The sequence below is a fragment of the Kineococcus sp. R86509 genome (assembly GCF_042466365.1).
Taxonomy (GTDB): Bacteria; Actinomycetota; Actinomycetes; order Actinomycetales; family Kineococcaceae; genus Kineococcus.
This window is the reverse complement of record NZ_JAXHCE010000001.1, coordinates 4491201-4509449: the sequence shown is the minus strand read 5'-3', so window position 1 is coordinate 4509449 and position 18249 is coordinate 4491201. Positions and strand designations below refer to the sequence as shown.

Genomic DNA, 18249 nt, shown 5'->3' with positions numbered 1-18249 from the left:
TCCTGCGGTGCGACGGTGGGGCCGGGTTCAGCCCTTCACGGCGCCGGACGTCATGCCGGCGACGATCTGACGGTTGAAGAACAGGTACATGAGCAACGGCGGGATGGTGATGAGCAGGATGTCCATGAACAGCAGGTTGTAGGAGTTCAGGTTCTGGCTCTGGAAGTTGAACAAGGTCAGCTGGACCGTCGCGTTGTCGTCACCGGGCGCGAAGTACAGCGGGTTGGTGAAGTCGTTGAAGATGTTCACCGACTGCACGACGATGATCGTCACCGTGACCGGTCGCAGCAGCGGCAGGATCACGCGGAAGAACAACCGGAAGGGACCCGCACCGTCGAGGATCGCGGCCTCGTCGAGCTCCCGGGGCACCGTGCCCAGGAAGGCCCGGAACAGCAGGATCGTGAACGAGAGCCCGTAGGCGATCTCCACGAAGATCAGGCCCGGCATCCCGCCGAACAACCCCAGCTTCTGCAGCACCCAGATCGTCGGGACGATGGCCGGCGGCATGATGAGCCCGGCCAGCACGAGGAAGCTCACCACCGGGGTCAGCCGGCTCTTGCGGCGCTGCAGCACGAAGGCGACCATCGCCCCGAGGATCACGAGGGCGGTCACCGAGACGACGGTGAGGACCGTGGAGTTGATGAACGCGATGACCAGGATGTAGTCGCGCGTCTGGAGGACCGTCGTGAAGTTCTGCACGAGGTCGAAGTTCCGCGGCCAGGCCAGCGCGAACTCCCCGGCCTGCTGGGCGTCCATCACGGCCGTGAGGACGATGAACGCGAACGGGACGAGGAAGACGACGACACTGGCCACGATGGCCACCCCGCCGAGCCCGTAGCGGGCCAGGGTCCGGTTCACAGGTCCACCTCACGCTTCGCCATGAACCGGGTCAACGGGATCACGATCGCCGTGACCGCGATGAACAGGATCACGTTGCCCGCGGTCGAGAGGCCGTAGAAACCGGCCTGGTACTGCTTGTAGATCACCGACGCGATCACGTCGGAGGTGAAACCCGGACCGCCCTTCGTCATGGCCCAGATCAGGTCGAAGGACCGCAGACCGCCGATGAGCGAGAGCGTCACGACGGTGGACGTCGCGGGCCAGGACAACGGCAGGACGATGTTGCGGAACGACGCCCACGGCCCGGCCCCGTCGACCTTCGCCGCCTCGCGGTACTCGTTGGGGATCGAGACGATCCCGGCCATGTAGATGACCGTGGCGAGCCCGACCCCCTTCCAGACGTCCACGAGCGCGACGGAGAACAGGGCGAGCGAGGGGTTCGTCAACCAGCCCGGCCCGTCGAGGCCGACCATCCCCAGGACGTGGTTGATGACGCCCTTGCTGGGGTGCATGAGGACCTGGAAGGTGATGCCGACCCCGACCGTGGACACCAGCACCGGGAAGAACACGACCGAGCGGAGGTAGCCGCGGCCGACGATCTGCGAGGTCAGCAACAACCCCAGGGCCATCCCCAGCACGACCTTCGCGCCCGAGGTGATGACCGCGTAGACCAGGGTGTTCACGAAGCCCTTCGTCAGCGCGGGTTCGGAGAAGAACTGCCGGAAGTTTTCGAACCCGATGAACTCACTGGTGAAGATCGTCCACCGCGTGAGGCTGAAGTAGAACGACAGCAACGTGGGGATGAGGAAGAGCAGGCCGTAGATCACGGCCGCCGGCAGGTAGAACCAGTTCGGGTAGAAGCTGCGTCGACGCCCGCCACGACGCTCGCCGCGGGGGGCGTGGACGCGCGCCTTCGGCGAGTCCGTGCTGACGGTCGTCGACACGCCCGTCACCAGCCCGCGAGGCCAAGTTGCTGGGCCTGCTTCTCGACGTCCTGGTCGTAGAGCTTCGCGGCGTCGGCGGCCGAGCTGATGCCCGAGCCCACCTGCACGCAGAGCTGCTCCAGGTTCGGCCCCTTGACCGGGGACAGGAACTCCAGCGCCGGGGACTGCTTGTCGGCGTCGAAGTAGGCCTGGACGTCCTTGGTCACCTGGGGGACGTCGGCCGGCAACGTGCACCCCTCGACCAGGTACGGACCGGTGGGCGGACTGGCGGAAGTCTGCGCCTCGCAACCGGCCGGGCTGGCCACGAAGGCCAGGAACTTCTTCGCGGCGCTCAGCTGGTCCCCCTTCGTCGTGGCCGGGATGTAGACGGCGTTCGGGAACCAGGCCGTGAGCCCGTTCGCCGCGGCGTCGGTCCCCGGCAGCGCGAAGAAGCCGATGTCGTTCACCTTGTCCGGCGACGCCGCGGCGAGGGTCGTGATGTTGCTGGAGAGGATCGGGTACATCGCCCCGGTGCCGTCGGCGAGCATCCGCATGCCGTCCGGCACCTTCGCGGAGGCGTAGTCGGAGTTCTCGTACCCCTTCTCGTAGACCTCCTGCAGGTGCTGGAACCCGGCCTCGGCCACCGGGTCGGAGGCGTACTTGGCCTTGTTCGCCGTGTAGTCGGCGGCCCAGTTCGGCTTCGCCGCGGCGACGTTGTGGAAGTCGCCGAGCACGAAGAGCTGCGCCGTCCAGGTCTCGCCGTAGGTCTGGACGACCGGCGTGATGCCGGCGGCCTTGATCTTGTCGCTGACGCTGACGAACTCGGCCCAGGTGGTCGGGACGCTCAGACCGAGCTGCTCGAAGACCTTCTTGTTGTACATGACCCCGCCACCGAAGGCGGTTCCGTAGGGGACCCCGTAGACGTCGTCGCCCACCGACACCTGCGGCGTGAACGCCTCGTCGACCTTCGCCACCGAAGCGTCGCCCGTGAGCTTGGCCAGGTTCTTCTCCGGTGCGATCTGCTGGAACAACGAGCCGGAGTTGTAGTCGAAGACGTCGGGCATGCTGCCGGTCTGCAACCGGGTCTTGACGAGGTTGTCGCCCTCGGTCCCCGCCGGCTTGCCGTCGAGCTTGACGGTGATGTCGGGGTTCTCCTTCTCGAAGGCGGTCACGACGGCCTTCGCGGTGGCCTGCGCCGTCTCGTCGACCCCCGTGAGCCAGGTGATGGTCGTGCCTCCGGCGCTGTCGTCGGAGGTCGAGCCCAGGCTGCCTGCGCTGCAGGCGGTCAGCGGCGCCAGGGTCAGGACGACGGCCAGGGCGAGGGCGCGACGCAACGGTCGGACGCGGTGTGGATCGTGTGTCATGGACGTCTCCTCTTCGAGACTGCAGCCGGCGGCAGTGCCGGCACTTCACCGCCTGACACGATTCAAAGCGGTACCCCGAGTTTGGAGACTGGGGCACCGGGAGTCAAGCACCGAGCCGTCACATTCCCGGATCGTTTGCGCAGGTCAGCTCGGAATGCGCTTACCCACGTCAGTTCGTGGACCGAGGCCCGAAACGACGACCGCCTCGGCGGGCAGCGTGTTCGACGCACCTTGTGAAACGTGTCAAAGTCCCGCTATCGTGACCGGACCCCGATGGAGTGGAGTCCCCATGAACGAGACACAGGTCCTCGCCGCCCTGCGCGAGCAGACGATCGAACTCCCCAGCTGGGCGTTCGGGAACTCCGGCACCCGCTTCAAGGTGTTCGGCACCCCCGGAACCCCCCGCGACCCCTTCGAGAAGCTCAGCGACGCCGCCCAGGTGCACCGCTACACGGGCGTCGCCCCCCGCGTCTCCCTGCACATCCCCTGGGACCTCGTCGACGACTACGGCAAGCTCGCCGCCCACGCGGCCGACCTCGGCGTCACCATCGGCATGATCAACTCCAACCTCTTCCAGGACGACGAGTACAAGCTCGGCTCCCTGACCCACACCGACCCGAAGGTGCGCGCCAAGGCCGTCGCCCACCACGCCCAGTGCATCGACGTCATGCGGGCCACCGGGTCCAAGGAACTCAAGCTGTGGCTCCCGGACGGCACCAACTACCCCGGCCAGGACGACCTGCGGGACCGCCAGGACCGCCTCGCGGAGTCCCTGCAGCAGATCTACGCCCTCCTCGACGACGACCACCGCCTCGTCCTGGAGTACAAGTTCTTCGAACCCGCCTTCTACTCCACCGACGTCCCCGACTGGGGCACCTCGCTGCTGCACTGCCTAGCACTCGGCGAGAGGGCCAAAGTCGTCCTGGACACCGGGCACCACGCCCCCGGCACCAACATCGAGTTCATCGTCGTCCAGCTGCTGCGTCAGGGCCGCCTGGGCGCGTTCGACTTCAACTCCCGCTTCTACGCCGACGACGACCTCATGGCCGGCGCCGCGGACCCGTTCCAGCTGTTCCGGGTCATGTACGAGATCGTCCGCTCCGACGCCCTGCGCGCCGACAGCGGCGTGAACTTCATGCTCGACCAGTGCCACAACGTCGAGGACAAGATCCCCGGCCAGATCCGCTCCGTCACCAACGTCCAGCAGGCCACCGCCAAGGCCCTGCTCGTCGACCGGGACGCGCTGCGCGCCGCCCAGCAGGCCGGCGACGTCCTCGGCGCCAACGACGTGTTCATGGACGCGTACCACACAGACGTCCGCCCCCTCCTCGCCGGACTGCGCGAGGAGATGGGCCTGGACCCGGACCCGATGGCCGCGTTCAAGGCCTCGGGCTACCTCGCACGGATCGCCGCCGAACGCATCGGGGGCCAGCAGGCTGGATGGGGAGCATGAGTCCTGCAGGACGGACCACGGTCGGGGAACTGATCGCCCGCTCGAACGCCCTGGGAGCGGACCCGCGGTTCACCAACTACGCCGGCGGGAACACCTCCGCCAAGGGCAGCGCCACCGACCCCGTCACCGGCACCGACGTGGAACTGCTGTGGGTGAAGGGCTCCGGCGGAGACCTCGGCACGCTCACCGAGCAGGGCCTCGCCGTCCTGCGCCTGGACCGCGTGCGGGCGTTGAAGGACGTCTACCCGGGTCTGGAGCGCGAGGACGAGATGGTCGCCGCGTTCGACTACTGCCTGCACGGCAGGGGCGGCGCCGCCCCGTCCATCGACACCGCGATGCACGCCCTGGTCGACGCCGCCCACGTCGACCACCTCCACCCCGACGCCGGCATCGCCCTGGCCTGCGCCGCCGACGGGGAGAAGCTCACCGAACAGGTCTACGGCGACAAGGTCGTCTGGGTCCCGTGGCGCCGTCCGGGGTTCCAGCTCGGCCTCGACCTCGCCGCGATCAAGGACGCCAACCCCCAGGCCGTCGGGACGATCCTCGGCGGGCACGGCATCACCGCCTGGGGCGACACCTCGGCGCAGGCCGAGGCGAACTCCCGGTGGATCATCGAGACCGCCGAGGCGTTCCTGGCGCAGAACTCCCACCCGCAACCCTTCGGCCCCGTGCTGCCCGGCCACGAGGCCCTGGAACCCGCAGCGCGCCGGGCCCGGGCCGCCGCCCTGGCGCCGGTGATCCGCGGGATCGCCTCCCACGACAAGCCCCAGGTCGGTCACTTCAGCGACGCCGACGTGGTCCTGGACTTCCTCTCCCGCACCGAGCACCCCCGCCTCGCCGCGCTCGGCACGTCCTGCCCGGACCACTTCCTGCGCACCAAGGTGAAACCCCTCCTCCTCGACCTGCCTCCGACGACCGACCTCGAGACCACGATCACGCGGTTGCAGGAACTGCACGAGGACTACCGGGCCGACTACCAGGCCTACTACGACCGCCACGCCGACGAGCACTCCCCCGCCCTGCGCGGCGCCGACCCGCTCGTCGTGCTCGTCCCCGGCATCGGGATGTTCTCCTACGGCAAGGACGCCCAGACCGCCCGCGTCGCCGGCGAGTTCTACGTCAACGCCATCAACGTCATGCGCGGAGCCGAAGGGGTCTCCAGCTACGTCCCCATCGACGAGGCGGAGAAGTTCCGCATCGAGTACTGGGCCCTGGAGGAGGCCAAGCTCCAGCGGATGCCGAGACCGAAACCTCTGGCCACCCGGATCGCCCTGGTCACCGGTGCCGCCTCCGGCATCGGCAAGGCCATCGCCACCCGCCTGGCCGCCGAGGGCGCCTGCGTCGTCGTCGCCGACCTGGACCTGGCCAAGGCCCAGGCCGCCGCAGCCGAGCTGGGATCGTCCGACGTCGCGGTCGGGGTCGCGGCCGACGTCTCCGACCCCGACGCCGTGAAGGCCGCGGTCGATCAGGCCGTCCTGGCCTTCGGGGGTCTCGACCTCGTCGTGAACAACGCCGGGTTGTCGATCTCGAAGCCGTTGCTGGAGACCACCGAGGAGGACTGGGACCTGCAGCACGCCGTCATGGCCAAGGGCTCCTTCCTGGTCGCCCAGGCCGCGGCCCGCGTCCTCATCGCCCAGGGCCTCGGCGGGGACATCGTCTACATCGCCTCCAAGAACTCCGTCTTCGCCGGCCCGAACAACATCGCCTACTCCGCGGTGAAGGCGGATCAGGCCCACCAGGTCCGCCTCCTCGCCGCGGAACTCGGTGAGCACGGCATCAAGGTCAACGGCGTGAACCCCGACGGGGTCGTGCGCGGGTCGGGCATCTTCGCCGGCGGGTGGGGCGCCTCGCGGGCCAAGACCTACGGCATCGAAGAGGAGGACCTCGGGAAGTTCTACGCCCAGCGCACCCTGCTCAAGCGCGAGGTCCTGCCCGAGCACGTCGCCAACGCGGTGTTCGTCCTCACCGCCGGCGAACTCAGCCACACGACAGGTCTGCACGTCCCCGTCGACGCCGGCGTCGCCGCCGCGTTCCTCCGATAGGAGCCCGAACGATGTCCGTCCACATCGCGGTGGACCTCGGCGCCTCGAGCGGCCGGGTGATGCTCGGCACGGCCGCGCCGGGTGTGCTCCACCTGGAGGAGCTGCACCGCTTCCCCAACGGCCCGACCCCGGTCAACGGCGGGCTGGTCACCGACGCCGTCGGCCTGTGGCAGCAGGTCCTCGTCGGTCTGCGCGCCGTCGCCCGCACGAACCCCGGGGCGAGCACCGTGGCCGTCGACACCTGGGCCGTCGACTACGGCCTGCTGGCGGCCGACGGGACGCTGCTGGGGACCCCACGGCACTACCGCGACCCCCGGACCGAGGGGGTCGCCGAGCGTGTCCTGGCCCGGGTCCCCGGGGCGGAGCTCTACCGGCGCAACGGTCTGCAGCACCTGCCGTTCACCACGATCTACCAGCTGATCGCCGAGGCGGACGGGCCGCTGCTGGGCGCGGCGTCCGACGCGTTGCTGCTCCCGGACCTCTTCGGGTTCTGGCTGTCCGGCGTCCGCGGCGCGGAGGCCACCAACGTCTCGACGACGGGCCTGGCCGACGTCGCGACCGGACGCTGGGCCGACGACCTCGTGGACCTCGCCGGGCTCGCGCGGACGCTGCTGCCGCCCGTGCACGACCCGGGAACCGTCCTGGGGACCCTGCGTCCCGACGTGCTCGACGCCACGGGGCTGGACCCCGCGACCCGCCTCGTGGCGGTCGGTTCACACGACACGGCCTCGGCCGTGGTCGCCGTCCCGGCCGCGGACGAGGACTTCGCCTACGTCGCGTGCGGGACGTGGGGCCTGGTCGGCGTCGAACTCGGGCAGCCCGTCGTCTCGGCGGAGTCGTTCGCGGCGAACTTCACCAACGAACGCGGCGTGGACGACCGGATCCGCTACCTGCGCAACGTCATGGGCCTGTGGGTCCTGCAGCAGTGCGTCGCCGAGTGGTCCGCGCGGGACCGGGTCGACCTGGGCGAGCTCCTCGCCGCCGCGGCGGAGGTCCCGCCGGGCGGACCGGTGATCGACATCGACGACGCCCGCTTCCTGGCCCCCGGGCCGATGGTCGAACGGGTCGCCGCGGCGGTGGCGGAGTCCGGTCGCCGTCCCCCGGGGGAACCCGCCGAGGTCGTGCGCTGCGTGCTGGAGAGCCTGGCCGACGCCTTCGCGCGCACCGTCGCCGACGCGGTCCGGTTGTCCGGCCACCCCGTGCGCGTCGTCCACCTCGTCGGCGGGGGGGCCCGCAACGCCCTGCTCTGCCGCCTCACCGCGAACGCCTGCGGACTGCCGGTGGTCGCGGGGCCCGTGGAGGCCACCGCCCTGGGCAACGTCCTGGTCCAGGCCCGCGCGGCCGGGGACCTGTCCGGGTCCCTGGAGGCGCTGCGGTCCCTGGTGCGCCAGACTGCCGACCTCACCACCTACGTCCCGGATCGCACCACCGCAGGAGTGTCGTGAAACGTCAGGTCCCCAACGCCCGCGAGATCCTGGAGCTGGTGCAGTTCAAGAAGCCGGAACTGGACGGCCGCAAGCGCCGCCTCGAGTCCGCGCTCACCATCGAGGACCTGCGTCACATCGCCAAGCGCCGGACCCCGCGCGCCGCCTTCGACTACACCGACGGTTCCGCCGAGGGCGAGATCTCCCTCGCCCGCGCCCGTCAGGCGTTCTCCGACGTGGAGTTCCACCCCTCGATCCTGCACGACGTCTCGACGGTCGACACCTCCACCACGATCTTCGGCGGACCCTCGGCCCTGCCCTTCGGCATCGCCCCCACCGGCTTCACCCGTCTCATGCAGACCGAGGGCGAGACCGCCGGAGCCGGCGCCGCCGGGGCGGCCGGCATCCCCTTCACCCTCTCCACCCTGGGCACCACGTCGATCGAGCACGTGAAGGCGGCCAACCCCACGGGCCGCAACTGGTTCCAGCTCTACGTCATGCGCCAGCGCGAGATCTCCTACGGCCTCGTGGAGCGCGCCGCGAAAGCCGGTTTCGACACCCTGATGTTCACCGTCGACACCCCCATCGCCGGAGCCCGCCTGCGCGACAAGCGCAACGGCTTCTCCATCCCGCCCCAGCTCACCGCCTCCACCATCCTCGACACGATGACCCGGCCGTGGTGGTGGTTCGACTTCCTCACCACCACCAAGCTCGAGTTCGCCTCCCTCACCGAGACCGGCGGCACCGTGGGGGAACTCCTCGACTACGCGATGGACCCCTCCATCGACTACGGCGACCTCGAGACCATCCGCGGCATGTGGCCCGGGAAGCTCGTCATCAAGGGCGTCCAGAACGTCGCGGACGCCAAGAAGCTCGTCGACCTCGGCGTGGACGGGATCATCCTGTCCAACCACGGCGGCCGCCAGCTCGACCGCGCCCCCATCCCCTTCCACCTCCTCCCCGAGGTGGTCCGCGAGGTCGGCCACCACACCGAGGTCGTCATCGACACCGGCATCATGAACGGAGCCGACGTCGTCGCCTCCCTCGCGATGGGGGCGAAGTTCACCCTCGTCGGGCGCGCCTACCTCTACGGCCTCATGGCCGGTGGACGTCAGGGCGTCGACCGCGCGATCCAGATCCTCGCCGAGCAGGTGGTGCGGACGATGAAGCTCCTCGAGGTCGCCGACGTCTCCGAGCTCGGACCCCAGCACGTCACCCAGCTGGAGCGGCTCGTCCCTCGCGCCCGCCCGTGAGGGTCGCCGCGTGGGCGTCGATCACGGCCTGGAGCAGTCCCGGGAAGCGTTCGTCCAGGTCGGCGCGGCGCAGGGTGTTGAGGATGGCCGTCCCGCGGTAGCGCTGATCGATGACGCCGGCCTCCCGCAGGACCCGGAAGTGGTGCGTCGAGGTCGACCTGGTCACGGGGAGGTCGAACGCGATGCAGGCCTGGTCGTCGTGCCCCCCGGCCAGCTGCGCCACGATGCGCCGCCGGACGGGGTCGGCCAGGGCCGCCAGCACGGCGTCGAGGGAGAACCGCTCCTTCTCGGGGTGCTCCAGGGTCCGCACTCTCGCTCCTCTCCGTTCCGCAGGCGGGTGCTACGGTCTTCGTCGTACTACGACAACCATCGTACGACGCCGGGGACCCCGCCCGGCTGGAGGAGGTTCCCGTGAAGGTGTTCCAGATCGGTGCCGCCGGCGGCGTCGGACGTCGACTCAGCGCCCTGCTCGTCGCCCGGGGCGTCGAGGTCAGCGGGATGCACCGCGCCGGGGCGCAGGCCGCGACCATCGCCGAGCAGGGTGCGACTCCCGTCGCCGGCGACCTCGTCGCCGACAGCGTGGACGAGCTCGCCGCGAAGCTGGCCGGGCACGACGCCGTGGTGTTCAGCGCCGGGGCCCACGGAACGGGCCGGGACCAGACCAGCGCCATCGACGGCGAGGGAGTGGTCAAGGCCGCCGCCGCCGCCGCGCAGGCCGGGGTGTCCCGGTTCCTGCTGGTGTCGGTGTTCCCCGAGGCCGGGCGCGGAGGCGAGCTCGGTGAGGGGTTCGAGCACTACGTGCGGGTGAAGAAGGACGCCGACGCGCACCTCGCCGCCACCGACCTCGACTGGCTGATCGTGCGCCCCGGGACCCTGGTGGACTCCCCCGGGACGGGCACGGTCGCCGCTCGGGCAGCCCTGGAGTACGGGGACGTGCCGCGCGACGACGTGGCCGCGTTCCTCGACGCGGCCCTGGCCGAACCCCGACTGAACCGCTCCGTCGTGGAACTCACCGCCGGTCCCACCCCGGTCGCCGACGCCGTCGCCGCACTGGTCCCCCGGGCCGCTCGTCGGTGATCGCCTCGTCGGCGTCCGCGGCGGTCCTCTTCCCGCCCGACCTCGCCGTCCCGACCCTCCTGCTGCTCCTCCTGGCCGCCTTCGCGGCGGGCTGGGTGGACGCCGTGGTCGGCGGCGGGGGCCTCCTGCAGCTCCCGGCCCTGCTGCTCGTCCCCGGCCTCGCTCCCGTCCAGGCCCTGGCCACGAACAAGCTCGGCTCGATCTTCGGGACCTCCACCAGTGCCCTGACGTACTACCGGCGGGCCCGACCCGACCTGCGGACGGCCCTGCCGATGGCGGCGGTCGCCCTCGTGGGCAGTTTCGGGGGCGCCTCGATCGCCGCGGCCCTCCCGGTCGCGGTGTTCAAACCCGTCATCGTCGTCGCCCTGGTCACCGTCGCGACCATCACCCTGCTGCGGCCGGCCCTGGGCGGGACGACGTCGTTGCGCTTCTCCGGACACGCGCACTACCGCGCCGCCGTCGCAGTGGGCCTGGCCATCGGGGTCTACGACGGTGTCCTGGGCCCGGGGACGGGGACGTTCCTGGTCATCGCGATGGTCAGCCTCCTCGGCTACGACTTCCTGCAGGCCAGCGCGAAGGCGAAGATCGTCAACTTCGCCACCAACCTCGGCGCCCTGCTCTTCTTCGTCCCGCACGGATCGGTCGTCTGGGGACTGGCCCTGCTCCTGGGCGCGGCCAACGTGGGCGGCAGCTACCTCGGCTCACGGATGGCCATCGCCAGCGGAACCCGCTTCATCCGCACCGTCTTCCTGGTGGTGGTCGCGGCGCTCATCGTGAAGGTGGGCCACGACGTGTGGGTCGAGAACCTCCGGCCCCTCCTCGACTGAACCACCGCCGCCACTCTCACGGGGTGAGGCGGTGCAGGTCGCGGGGGAACAGGGTCGTGCGCCGGACGTTGTCCGCGCCCGTGAGCTGCGCCGTCCAGCGTTCGAGGCCGATGGCGAAACCACCGTGCGGGGGCATGCCGTGCCGGAAGGCCGCGAGGTACCCCTCGTGCTCGGCGGGGTCCTCCCCGCGCGCGGCCAGGGCCCGCTCGTAGTCGCCGATCTCGTGAAGGCGCTGTCCCCCCGTGACCAGCTCCAGACCCCGGAACAGCAGGTCGAAGGAGTTCGTCCAGCGCGGGTCGTCCGGCTGCGGGTGGGTGTAGAACGGGCGCTTCGCCGCGGGGTAGCCCTCGACGGCCAGGAAGTCGCTACCGTGCTCCCGCAGCGCCCACCGACCGAGTTCGCGTTCGTGCTCGGGGGCGAGGTCGGGTTCGTCGGGGTCGGCGCCCACGAGGCGCAGCGCGTCGCGGAAGTGCACGACGGGGAACTCCGCCGGCAGCGACGGGAGCTGCACGTCACTCACGGACGCGACAGCGGCCAGCATCCCGCCGAGGACGTCGTGCAGCACGGCCAGCACGTCCCGGTGGTCGGTGATGAACCCGAACTCGGCGTCGAGGGAGGTGTACTGGGCGAGGTGGCGGACGGTGTCGTGCGGTTCCGCCCGGAAGACGGGACCCGTCTCGTAGACCCGTTCGAAGGCACCGACCATGGTCTGCTTGAAGAACTGCGGCGACTGCGCCAGGTAGGCCGGGCGGCCGAAGTAGTCCAGTTCGAACACGTTCGCGCCCGATTCGGTGGCGGTGGCGGTGAGCTTCGGGGTGGCGATCTCGGTGAACCCCAGACCGTCCAGCGTGGCGCGGAACCCCCGCAGCGACGCCGCGGAGACCTGCCACAGCGCCTGCCGCGCAGGGTGTCTCCAGGTGGTCGCGGCGTGGTCCAGCAGCGTGGGCAACGCGGCGTCGAGCTGGGGTCGCCACAACTCCACGGGCGGGGTCACCGCCGCTACCCCCAGCGGGGAGATCGACGGCGAGGTCACCTCGAAACCCCCGGGGGCCTGCGGGTTGGCCGTGACGGTCCCCTCGACCCGGACGACGGTCTCCTCGGGCACAGCGTCGAGTCCGCTGCGGGCGGCCTCGTCGGTGACGACCACCTGGGACAGTCCGGTCCGGTCGCGCAGCACGAGGAAGCTCACGGTCGCGAGCCGTCGGCGGCGGTGGACCCAGCCTTCCAGCCGGACGGGTCGTCCGACCTGCGACGGGAGCTCACGGTTCAGGGTTCGTTGCACGGGCACCTCCGGGAGTTCCTACCCCGGGAGGTGTGGGCGATCGGGTTGCTCGCTGTGCCACCACACCTTCACCGACCCGGAACGGGCCGGCCTCACGGCCCGGTGACGGGGACCACCCGACGCGGCTCGGGGTTCGTCACACCCGTCGACGTCGCGCGCCACCCACTGTAGGCAGCCCGACCGCTCACGTCGAGGGAGGACCCGGCTCCAGCGCGCGCAGCAGCAACCGGTGCAGCGTCGCCCGGTCTCGGTCGGACAACCCGCCGAACGACTCCTCGAGGACCTCGTCGAGCAGGGCACCCCCCGCCGCCCGCACCTGCTCGCCCGCGGCGGTGAGGCGGTGCCGGACCGCCCGGCCGGGCCCCTCGACCCGCTCCAGGAGTTCACGTTCGATCATGCGCCGGGCCAGCTCGCCCATCGACTGGTCGGTCTGGAAGGTGAGGACCGCGAGCCGGTGCAGCGAGGCCTGGGGCTCGGCGTCGAGGTGTCGCAGCACGTCCCACTGGACGAGGGAGACCCCGAGCGTGGCCAACTGGCGGTTCGCGTCCCGGTGGTGGCGCCACTGCAGCCGTTTGACGGCCAGCCCGACGTCCTGCAGCGAAGGTTCCACGATCCTAGGGTAGCGGATCCAAGGAACCTGACCTAAGGTTCCTTACATGCCGCTCCTCGACGTCCCCCTCGACACCACCACCGTGCCCGTGACCTGCACCGACCAGGGCCGCGGTCGCCCCGTCCTGCTGCTGCACGGCGGCGGCGGTCCCCTCACCGTCAGCGCCTGGGCGCACCGGCTGGCCACCACCGCGGACGTCCGGGTGATCGTCCCGACCCATCCGGGTTTCGAGGGGACACCCCGCCCGGAGGCCCTGAGCTCGCCCCGGGACCTCGCCCGGCTCTACGCCGGCCTGCTGGAGTCCCTCGACCTGGACGACGTCACGGTCGTCGGCAACTCGCTCGGCGGCTGGATCGCGGCGGAACTCGGGCTGCTCGACACCACCCGGGTCGGTCGTCAGGTCCTCGTGGACGCCGTCGGGATCGAGGTCCCCGGCCACCCCGTCGCCGACTTCTTCGCCCTCACCCCGCAGCAGGTCGCCGAGCGCAGCTACGCCGACCCCGCGACGTTCGGCCTCGACCCCGCCACGCTCCCCGCCGAGCGGCTCGCGGCGATGGTGGGCAACCGCGCCACCCTGCAGGTCTACGGCGGCACGGCCATGACCGACCCGACCCTCGCCGGCCGGCTGGCGGCCACCGCCCGCCCGACCCTCGTCGTCTGGGGCGAGGCGGACCGCATCGGGGACCCCGACTACGGGCGCGCCTACGCCGCGGCCCTCCCCGGGGCCGGGTTCGTCCTGCTCCCCGGGGCGGGCCACCTCCCGCAGATCGAGACCCCGGACGTCCTCGTCGACGTCGTCCGGGGGTTCCTTCAGGAGACCCCGAGGGCTTCCTTCAGCGGGTCGATGGCGAAGTAGACGAGGAACAGCACCGCGACGACCCACAGCACCGGGTGCACGAGCCGGGCCTTGCCCTTGGCCACCTTGAGCACCACGAAGGCGATGAACCCAGCCCCGATGCCGGCGCTGATGGAGTAGGTGAAGGGCATCAGGACGATCGTCAGGAACGCCGGCAGGGCGATCTCCAGGTCCGACCAGTCGATGCCCTTGACCTGGGTCATCATGAGGAAACCCACGACGACGAGCGCGGGGGTCGCCGCCTCGTAGGGGACGATCGACACCACGGGGGCGAGGAACGTCGCCAGCAGGAACGCCACCCCGGTGACCACGCTCGCCAGGCCCGTGCGCGCGCCCTCACCGACCCCCGTCGCCGATTCGATGAAACTCGTGTTGCTGGAGACCCCGCCCGCACCACCGGCGGCCGCGGCGATCGAGTCGACGACGAGGATCCGGCGCATCCGCGGCGGGTTCCCGTCCGCGTCCAGCAGGTCCCCCTCGGCGCCGATGGCGACGACGGTCCCCATGGTGTCGAAGAAGTCGGCGAGCAGGAGCGTGAAGACCAGCAGCAGGACGCTGACCACACCGATGACCCGGAACGAGCCCAGCAGCGAGAACTGCCCGAGCGTCGAGAAGTCCGGGGTGGAGATCCACCGGTCGGGCAGCTCGGGGACGTTCAGCCCCCACGCACGCGCGTTCACGACGGAACCGTCGGCGCCGGTGCGCGGCCCGAGCTTCGCCACGCCCTCCACGACGACCGCGAGGACCGTCGCCACGACGATCCCGGCGAGGATCGCACCCCGGACGCCGCGGACCATCAGGACGATCGTCAGGAGGAGCCCGACGACGAACACCAGGGTCGGCCAGCCGGCCAGGAACCCGCCGATGCCGAGTTCCAGGGGGGTGCCGCTGCCGGCCCGGACGAAGCCGGAGTCGACGAGCCCGACGATGGTGATGAACAACCCGATCCCCACGCTGATGGCGATCTTCAGCTGCGCCGGGACGGCCCGGAACACCGCCTCCCGCAGACCCGTGAGCACCAGGACGAGGATCACCAGGCCCTCGATGACCACGAGCCCCATGGCGTCGGCCCAGGTCATCCTCGGCAGGCTGGCCACGCCGAAGGCCAGGAACGCGTTCAGCCCCAGCCCGGTCGCCAGCGCGAGCGGGTAGTTCGCGACCGCACCCATCAGCAGGGTCACGACCCCGGCCACGAGGGCCGTCCCCGCGGCGACGGCGGCCAGGTCGGGACTGCGGCCACCGCCCAGGAAGCCCCCGGTCCCGTCCGGCTGCGTCCCGATGATCAGCGGGTTCAGGACGATGATGTAGGCCATCGTGAAGAAGGTCGCGAGACCACCGCGGACCTCCCGTCCGACGGTGGAGCCCCGGGCGCTGATCTCGAACCAGCGGTCGAGGGCGGACGGGACAGGGGCGTGCGACATGCGGGACCTCGGGGTCGACGGGGCGGAACCCGGGCGATCCTGCCAGAGCTCAGTGCACCGGGGCGACCGGCGAGATCACCAGCGCCCGGACCGGGGCGTGGACCCCGGCCCAAGTCGAGGACAGCGACTCGTGCAGGACGGCGCTCGCCGCCCCGAGGGCCCCGGCCTGCTCCCCCGCCTCCCCCAGCCGCACGCCGACGGGGTGGACCTCGCGCGTCATGGCCGCACCCAGCCGGGCTGACAACGCGACCCGCAGCCGCTCACCCGTTCGGCGCAACCCCGCGCCGCCGAGGACGACCTCGCTCACGTCGAGGACGTTCACCACCCCGAGCACCACCCGCGCGATGTCGTCGGCCGCCGCGTCGAGCACCTCCGCGGCGACGGTGTCCCCCGCCCCCGCCCGGGTGCCCAGCACGTCGTGGTCGTCCAGGACGGTCCGCTCGGCGAGGCGCAACCCGGCCGCCCGCGCCGCCCGGGGGCCGACCCGCTCCACGTAGCGGCGCACCACGGCGGCCGGTGCGGCGACGGCCTCGAGGCAGCCGACGGAGCCGCAGGGACACGGCGGGCCGGCCGGGTCGGCGACGACGTGGCCGATCTCGCCCGCGTTGCCGGACTCCCCGTGCAGCACCTCGTCGCGCAGCACCAGCCCGCCGCCGATCCCCGCCCCGACGTGGACGTAGAGGAAGCTGCGCCCCGTGCGGCGCGAACGCCACAGGTCCCCGACCGCGGCGGCGGTCGCGTCGTTCTCCACCAGGACGGGCAACCCGGTGGCCCGCAGGAGCAGGTCCGCGATGGCGACCCCGCGCCACCCGGGGAGGTTGATCGCCGAACTGCGCACCGGTCCGGCGAAGTCCAGGGGCCCGGGGACGGCGACACCGACCCCGCGGACCCCCACCGCACCCGTGGTGTCGATCAACCGGCGGACGAGGCCGGCCGCGTGGGCCACCACGAGTTCCACGGGGGCCTCCGGATCGGGCAGGGGTTCGCGGTCGACCCCGACCACCACCCCGGACAGGTCCAGCAGCACGGCGTCGACGTGCTCGCGCTCGAACTGGACGCCCACGGCCAGCGCGGCCCCCGGGCGCACCGACAGGGCCGTGCGCGGCTTGCCCGCCCCGCGCACCGCCCCCGGACCCGTACCGGGGCGCAGCAGGGCCACTCCTTCCTGGACGAGACCGCGCTCCACCAGGCGCCGGACGATGTTCGAGACCGTCTGCAGCGTCAGCCCGCTCGCGCCGGCCAGGTCCGTGCGGGACGTGCCGGGGTGGCGCCGGATGCCGTCGAGCACCACCGCCTGGTTGTAGTCGCCCACCCAGGGCAGGTTCGTGCCACGTCGCACCACGCCTCCTCGCGCTCGGCGACCCCCTTGGGATCGTTCCCAGAATCATGCGTCCGATCCGTTGACACGGTCAATCCACTGGATTTACTTTCCTGACACGGAACGGCGCACCGGAGCTCCACCGGCCGGCGCGCACCATCGGACACCGCCACGAGGGAGTGGGTTGTGCGTCGTCGTAACTTCCTGACAGCTACCGGCCTGGGCGCCGGCACCCTGCTCGGAACCGCAGCCTGTGGTGGCGGTTCCCAGTCCGGAGACGACTCCGGGGGCAAGGGGATCAAGGTCGCCTACCAGCAGTGGGGCTCGGGCACGGTGATGAAGGACTACCTCACCGGCGTCAAGGCCGCCTACGAGAAGGCGAACGCGGGCAAGACCATGGAGCTGCAGCCCATCGTCGCCTCCGAGAACGACTACTACACGAAGCTCCAGCTGATGATGCGCTCGCCGCGCACGTCGCCCGACATCGTGTACGAGGACACCTTCCTCATCAACTCCGACATCACCGCCGGGTACCTGCAGCCGCTGGACAGCTACCTGGACAAGTGGGAGGAGTGGGACCAGTTCCAGGACGTCGCCAAGGGGGCCGCGAAGGCCGCCGACGGCAAGACCTACGGGGTGCCGGACGGCACCGACACCCGTGCGCTCTGGTACAACAAGAAGCTCTTCGCGCAGGCCGGCCTGCCCGAGACCTGGACGCCGGGCAGCTGGGACGACATCCTCACCGCCGCCCGCCAGATCAAGGCGAAACTGCCGAACGTCACGCCGATCAACGTCTACGCCGGCAAGGCCGCCGGCGAGGCCGCGTCGATGCAGGGTTTCGAGATGATCTTCTACGGGACCGGTTCGACGCTCTACGACGCGGACAAGGACAAGTGGAACGTGGGGAGTTCCGACTTCAAGGACGCCCTCACCTTCCTCAAGACCCTCTTCGACGAGAAGCTCGCCCCGGACCCCACGATCGCCCTGGACGCCCAGGTCGGCACCCGGGTCCAGGAGGAGTTCCTGCCCGGCAGCACGCTGGCCATCGACCTCGACGGGTCGTGGGTGTCGAGCACCTGGCTCCCCACCGGCGGCAAGCCGTGGACGGAGTGGAACGACACCATGGGCCAGGCCCCGATGCCCACGAAGGACGGTTCGGGCGAAGGCAGCATCAGCATGTCCGGCGGCTGGACCTGGGCCATGACCAAGAACGCGTCCAACGCCGAGGACGCCTGGAAGGTCATCTCGACGCTGACGTCGTTCGAGAACAACCTCAAGTACAACATCAACTCCGCGGCCGTCGCCGTGCGCAAGGACGTCGCGGCCGACGCCGACTACACCGGTTCCAACCCCACGCTGGAGTTCTTCTCCAGCCTGGTCCCGGTCACGCAGTACCGCCCGCAGAACACCGACTACCCCCGGGTGTCCAACGAGATCCAGGTCGCGATGGAAGCCGTCGTCACCGGCCAGGCCAGCGTCGAGGACGCCGCGAAGGCGTACGACGAGGCGGTCAAGGGGATCGTCGGCGAGGACAAGACCGCGACGCTCTGAGCGTCGTC

General features: G+C 70.9%; 16 protein-coding genes. 8 read left to right on the top strand and 8 right to left on the bottom strand.

Translation table 11 applies throughout. The features are described from left to right. Positions 1 to 27: 27 nt before the first annotated feature. From SJY07_RS21950 to SJY07_RS21940, 3 genes are read right to left on the bottom strand one after another with little or no spacing between them, the layout of a single operon-like run. A complete protein-coding gene (locus tag SJY07_RS21950) occupies positions 28 to 858 on the bottom strand; it encodes a carbohydrate ABC transporter permease (protein WP_328292083.1) in 831 nt (276 codons plus the stop codon). Further along, a complete protein-coding gene (locus SJY07_RS21945; RefSeq protein WP_380161536.1) occupies positions 855 to 1784 on the bottom strand; it encodes a carbohydrate ABC transporter permease in 930 nt (309 codons plus the stop codon). Before SJY07_RS21945 ends, SJY07_RS21950 begins: the two co-directional genes overlap by 4 nt. Positions 1785 to 1789: 5 nt before the next feature. Beyond that, complete coding sequence (locus SJY07_RS21940) at positions 1790 to 3127, bottom strand: extracellular solute-binding protein (protein WP_328292085.1); 1338 nt, start codon at positions 3125 to 3127, stop codon at positions 1790 to 1792. A gap of 289 nt (positions 3128 to 3416) precedes the next feature. Here SJY07_RS21940 and rhaI point away from each other — a divergent pair, with 289 nt between their 5' ends. Genes rhaI through SJY07_RS21920 form a run of 4 tightly spaced genes read left to right on the top strand, consistent with a single transcriptional unit; the run spans position 3417 to position 9299 of the window. Next, the gene (gene rhaI / locus SJY07_RS21935; protein WP_328292086.1) at positions 3417 to 4580 is read left to right on the top strand and encodes an L-rhamnose isomerase; all 1164 of its coding nucleotides are present in this window, start codon (positions 3417 to 3419) and stop codon (positions 4578 to 4580) included. After that, complete coding sequence (locus SJY07_RS21930) at positions 4568 to 6622, top strand: bifunctional aldolase/short-chain dehydrogenase (protein ID WP_380161535.1); 2055 nt, start codon at positions 4568 to 4570, stop codon at positions 6620 to 6622. The genes rhaI and SJY07_RS21930 overlap by 13 nt, the downstream gene beginning before the upstream one ends. Before the next feature lie 11 nt (positions 6623 to 6633). Beyond that, positions 6634 to 8067: a rhamnulokinase family protein gene (locus tag SJY07_RS21925; protein WP_380161534.1), complete on the top strand. Its 1434-nt coding sequence runs from the start codon at positions 6634 to 6636 to the stop codon at positions 8065 to 8067. After that, complete coding sequence (locus SJY07_RS21920) at positions 8064 to 9299, top strand: alpha-hydroxy-acid oxidizing protein (protein WP_380161533.1); 1236 nt, start codon at positions 8064 to 8066, stop codon at positions 9297 to 9299. Before SJY07_RS21925 ends, SJY07_RS21920 begins: the two co-directional genes overlap by 4 nt. On the opposite strand, the gene SJY07_RS21915 is transcribed toward SJY07_RS21920, so the two are convergent. Beyond that, the gene (locus SJY07_RS21915) at positions 9259 to 9609 is read right to left on the bottom strand and encodes an ArsR/SmtB family transcription factor (protein ID WP_380161532.1); all 351 of its coding nucleotides are present in this window, start codon (positions 9607 to 9609) and stop codon (positions 9259 to 9261) included. The two genes, SJY07_RS21920 and SJY07_RS21915, sit on opposite strands and share 41 nt — an antisense overlap. 101 nt (positions 9610 to 9710) lie before the next feature. Here SJY07_RS21915 and SJY07_RS21910 point away from each other — a divergent pair, with 101 nt between their 5' ends. Together SJY07_RS21910 and SJY07_RS21905 are read left to right on the top strand one after the other, a co-directional pair. After that, positions 9711 to 10376, top strand: coding sequence for an NAD(P)H-binding protein (locus tag SJY07_RS21910; RefSeq protein WP_380161531.1), 666 nt, complete (start codon positions 9711 to 9713; stop codon positions 10374 to 10376). Next, positions 10373 to 11203, top strand: a complete 831-nt coding sequence (locus SJY07_RS21905) for a sulfite exporter TauE/SafE family protein (protein ID WP_380161530.1) — start codon at positions 10373 to 10375, stop codon at positions 11201 to 11203. The genes SJY07_RS21910 and SJY07_RS21905 overlap by 4 nt, the downstream gene beginning before the upstream one ends. Positions 11204 to 11219: 16 nt before the next feature. On the opposite strand, the gene aspS is transcribed toward SJY07_RS21905, so the two are convergent. Beyond that, positions 11220 to 12485: an aspartate--tRNA(Asn) ligase gene (aspS, locus tag SJY07_RS21900; RefSeq protein WP_380161529.1), complete on the bottom strand. Its 1266-nt coding sequence runs from the start codon at positions 12483 to 12485 to the stop codon at positions 11220 to 11222. 184 nt (positions 12486 to 12669) lie between these two features. After that, positions 12670 to 13095, bottom strand: a complete 426-nt coding sequence (locus SJY07_RS21895; protein ID WP_380161528.1) for a MarR family winged helix-turn-helix transcriptional regulator — start codon at positions 13093 to 13095, stop codon at positions 12670 to 12672. 46 nt (positions 13096 to 13141) lie between these two features. Between SJY07_RS21895 and SJY07_RS21890 the strand changes: the two genes are divergently transcribed. Next, positions 13142 to 13951: an alpha/beta fold hydrolase gene (locus SJY07_RS21890; RefSeq protein WP_380161527.1), complete on the top strand. Its 810-nt coding sequence runs from the start codon at positions 13142 to 13144 to the stop codon at positions 13949 to 13951. On the opposite strand, the gene SJY07_RS21885 is transcribed toward SJY07_RS21890, so the two are convergent. Continuing rightward, positions 13906 to 15372, bottom strand: a complete 1467-nt coding sequence (locus tag SJY07_RS21885) for an NCS2 family permease (protein WP_380161526.1) — start codon at positions 15370 to 15372, stop codon at positions 13906 to 13908. The two genes, SJY07_RS21890 and SJY07_RS21885, sit on opposite strands and share 46 nt — an antisense overlap. A 49-nt stretch (positions 15373 to 15421) precedes the next feature. Beyond that, positions 15422 to 16711 (bottom strand): ROK family protein, encoded by a 1290-nt coding sequence (locus SJY07_RS21880; protein WP_380161525.1) that lies wholly within the window; start codon positions 16709 to 16711, stop codon positions 15422 to 15424. Positions 16712 to 16876: 165 nt separating this feature from the next. Here SJY07_RS21880 and SJY07_RS21875 point away from each other — a divergent pair, with 165 nt between their 5' ends. Beyond that, positions 16877 to 18241, top strand: coding sequence for an extracellular solute-binding protein (locus SJY07_RS21875; RefSeq protein ID WP_328292097.1), 1365 nt, complete (start codon positions 16877 to 16879; stop codon positions 18239 to 18241). Positions 18242 to 18249 lie beyond the last annotated feature (8 nt).

Coding starts and splice junctions, on each gene's coding strand:
- rhaI (WP_328292086.1), top strand. CDS start 3,417: ATGAACGAGACACAGGTCCTCGCCGCCCTGCGCGAGCAGACGATCGAA.
- SJY07_RS21925 (WP_380161534.1), top strand. CDS start 6,634: ATGTCCGTCCACATCGCGGTGGACCTCGGCGCCTCGAGCGGCCGGGTG.
- SJY07_RS21930 (WP_380161535.1), top strand. CDS start 4,568: ATGGGGAGCATGAGTCCTGCAGGACGGACCACGGTCGGGGAACTGATC.
- SJY07_RS21890 (WP_380161527.1), top strand. CDS start 13,142: ATGCCGCTCCTCGACGTCCCCCTCGACACCACCACCGTGCCCGTGACC.
- SJY07_RS21885 (WP_380161526.1), bottom strand. CDS start 15,372: ATGTCGCACGCCCCTGTCCCGTCCGCCCTCGACCGCTGGTTCGAGATC.
- SJY07_RS21940 (WP_328292085.1), bottom strand. CDS start 3,127: ATGACACACGATCCACACCGCGTCCGACCGTTGCGTCGCGCCCTCGCC.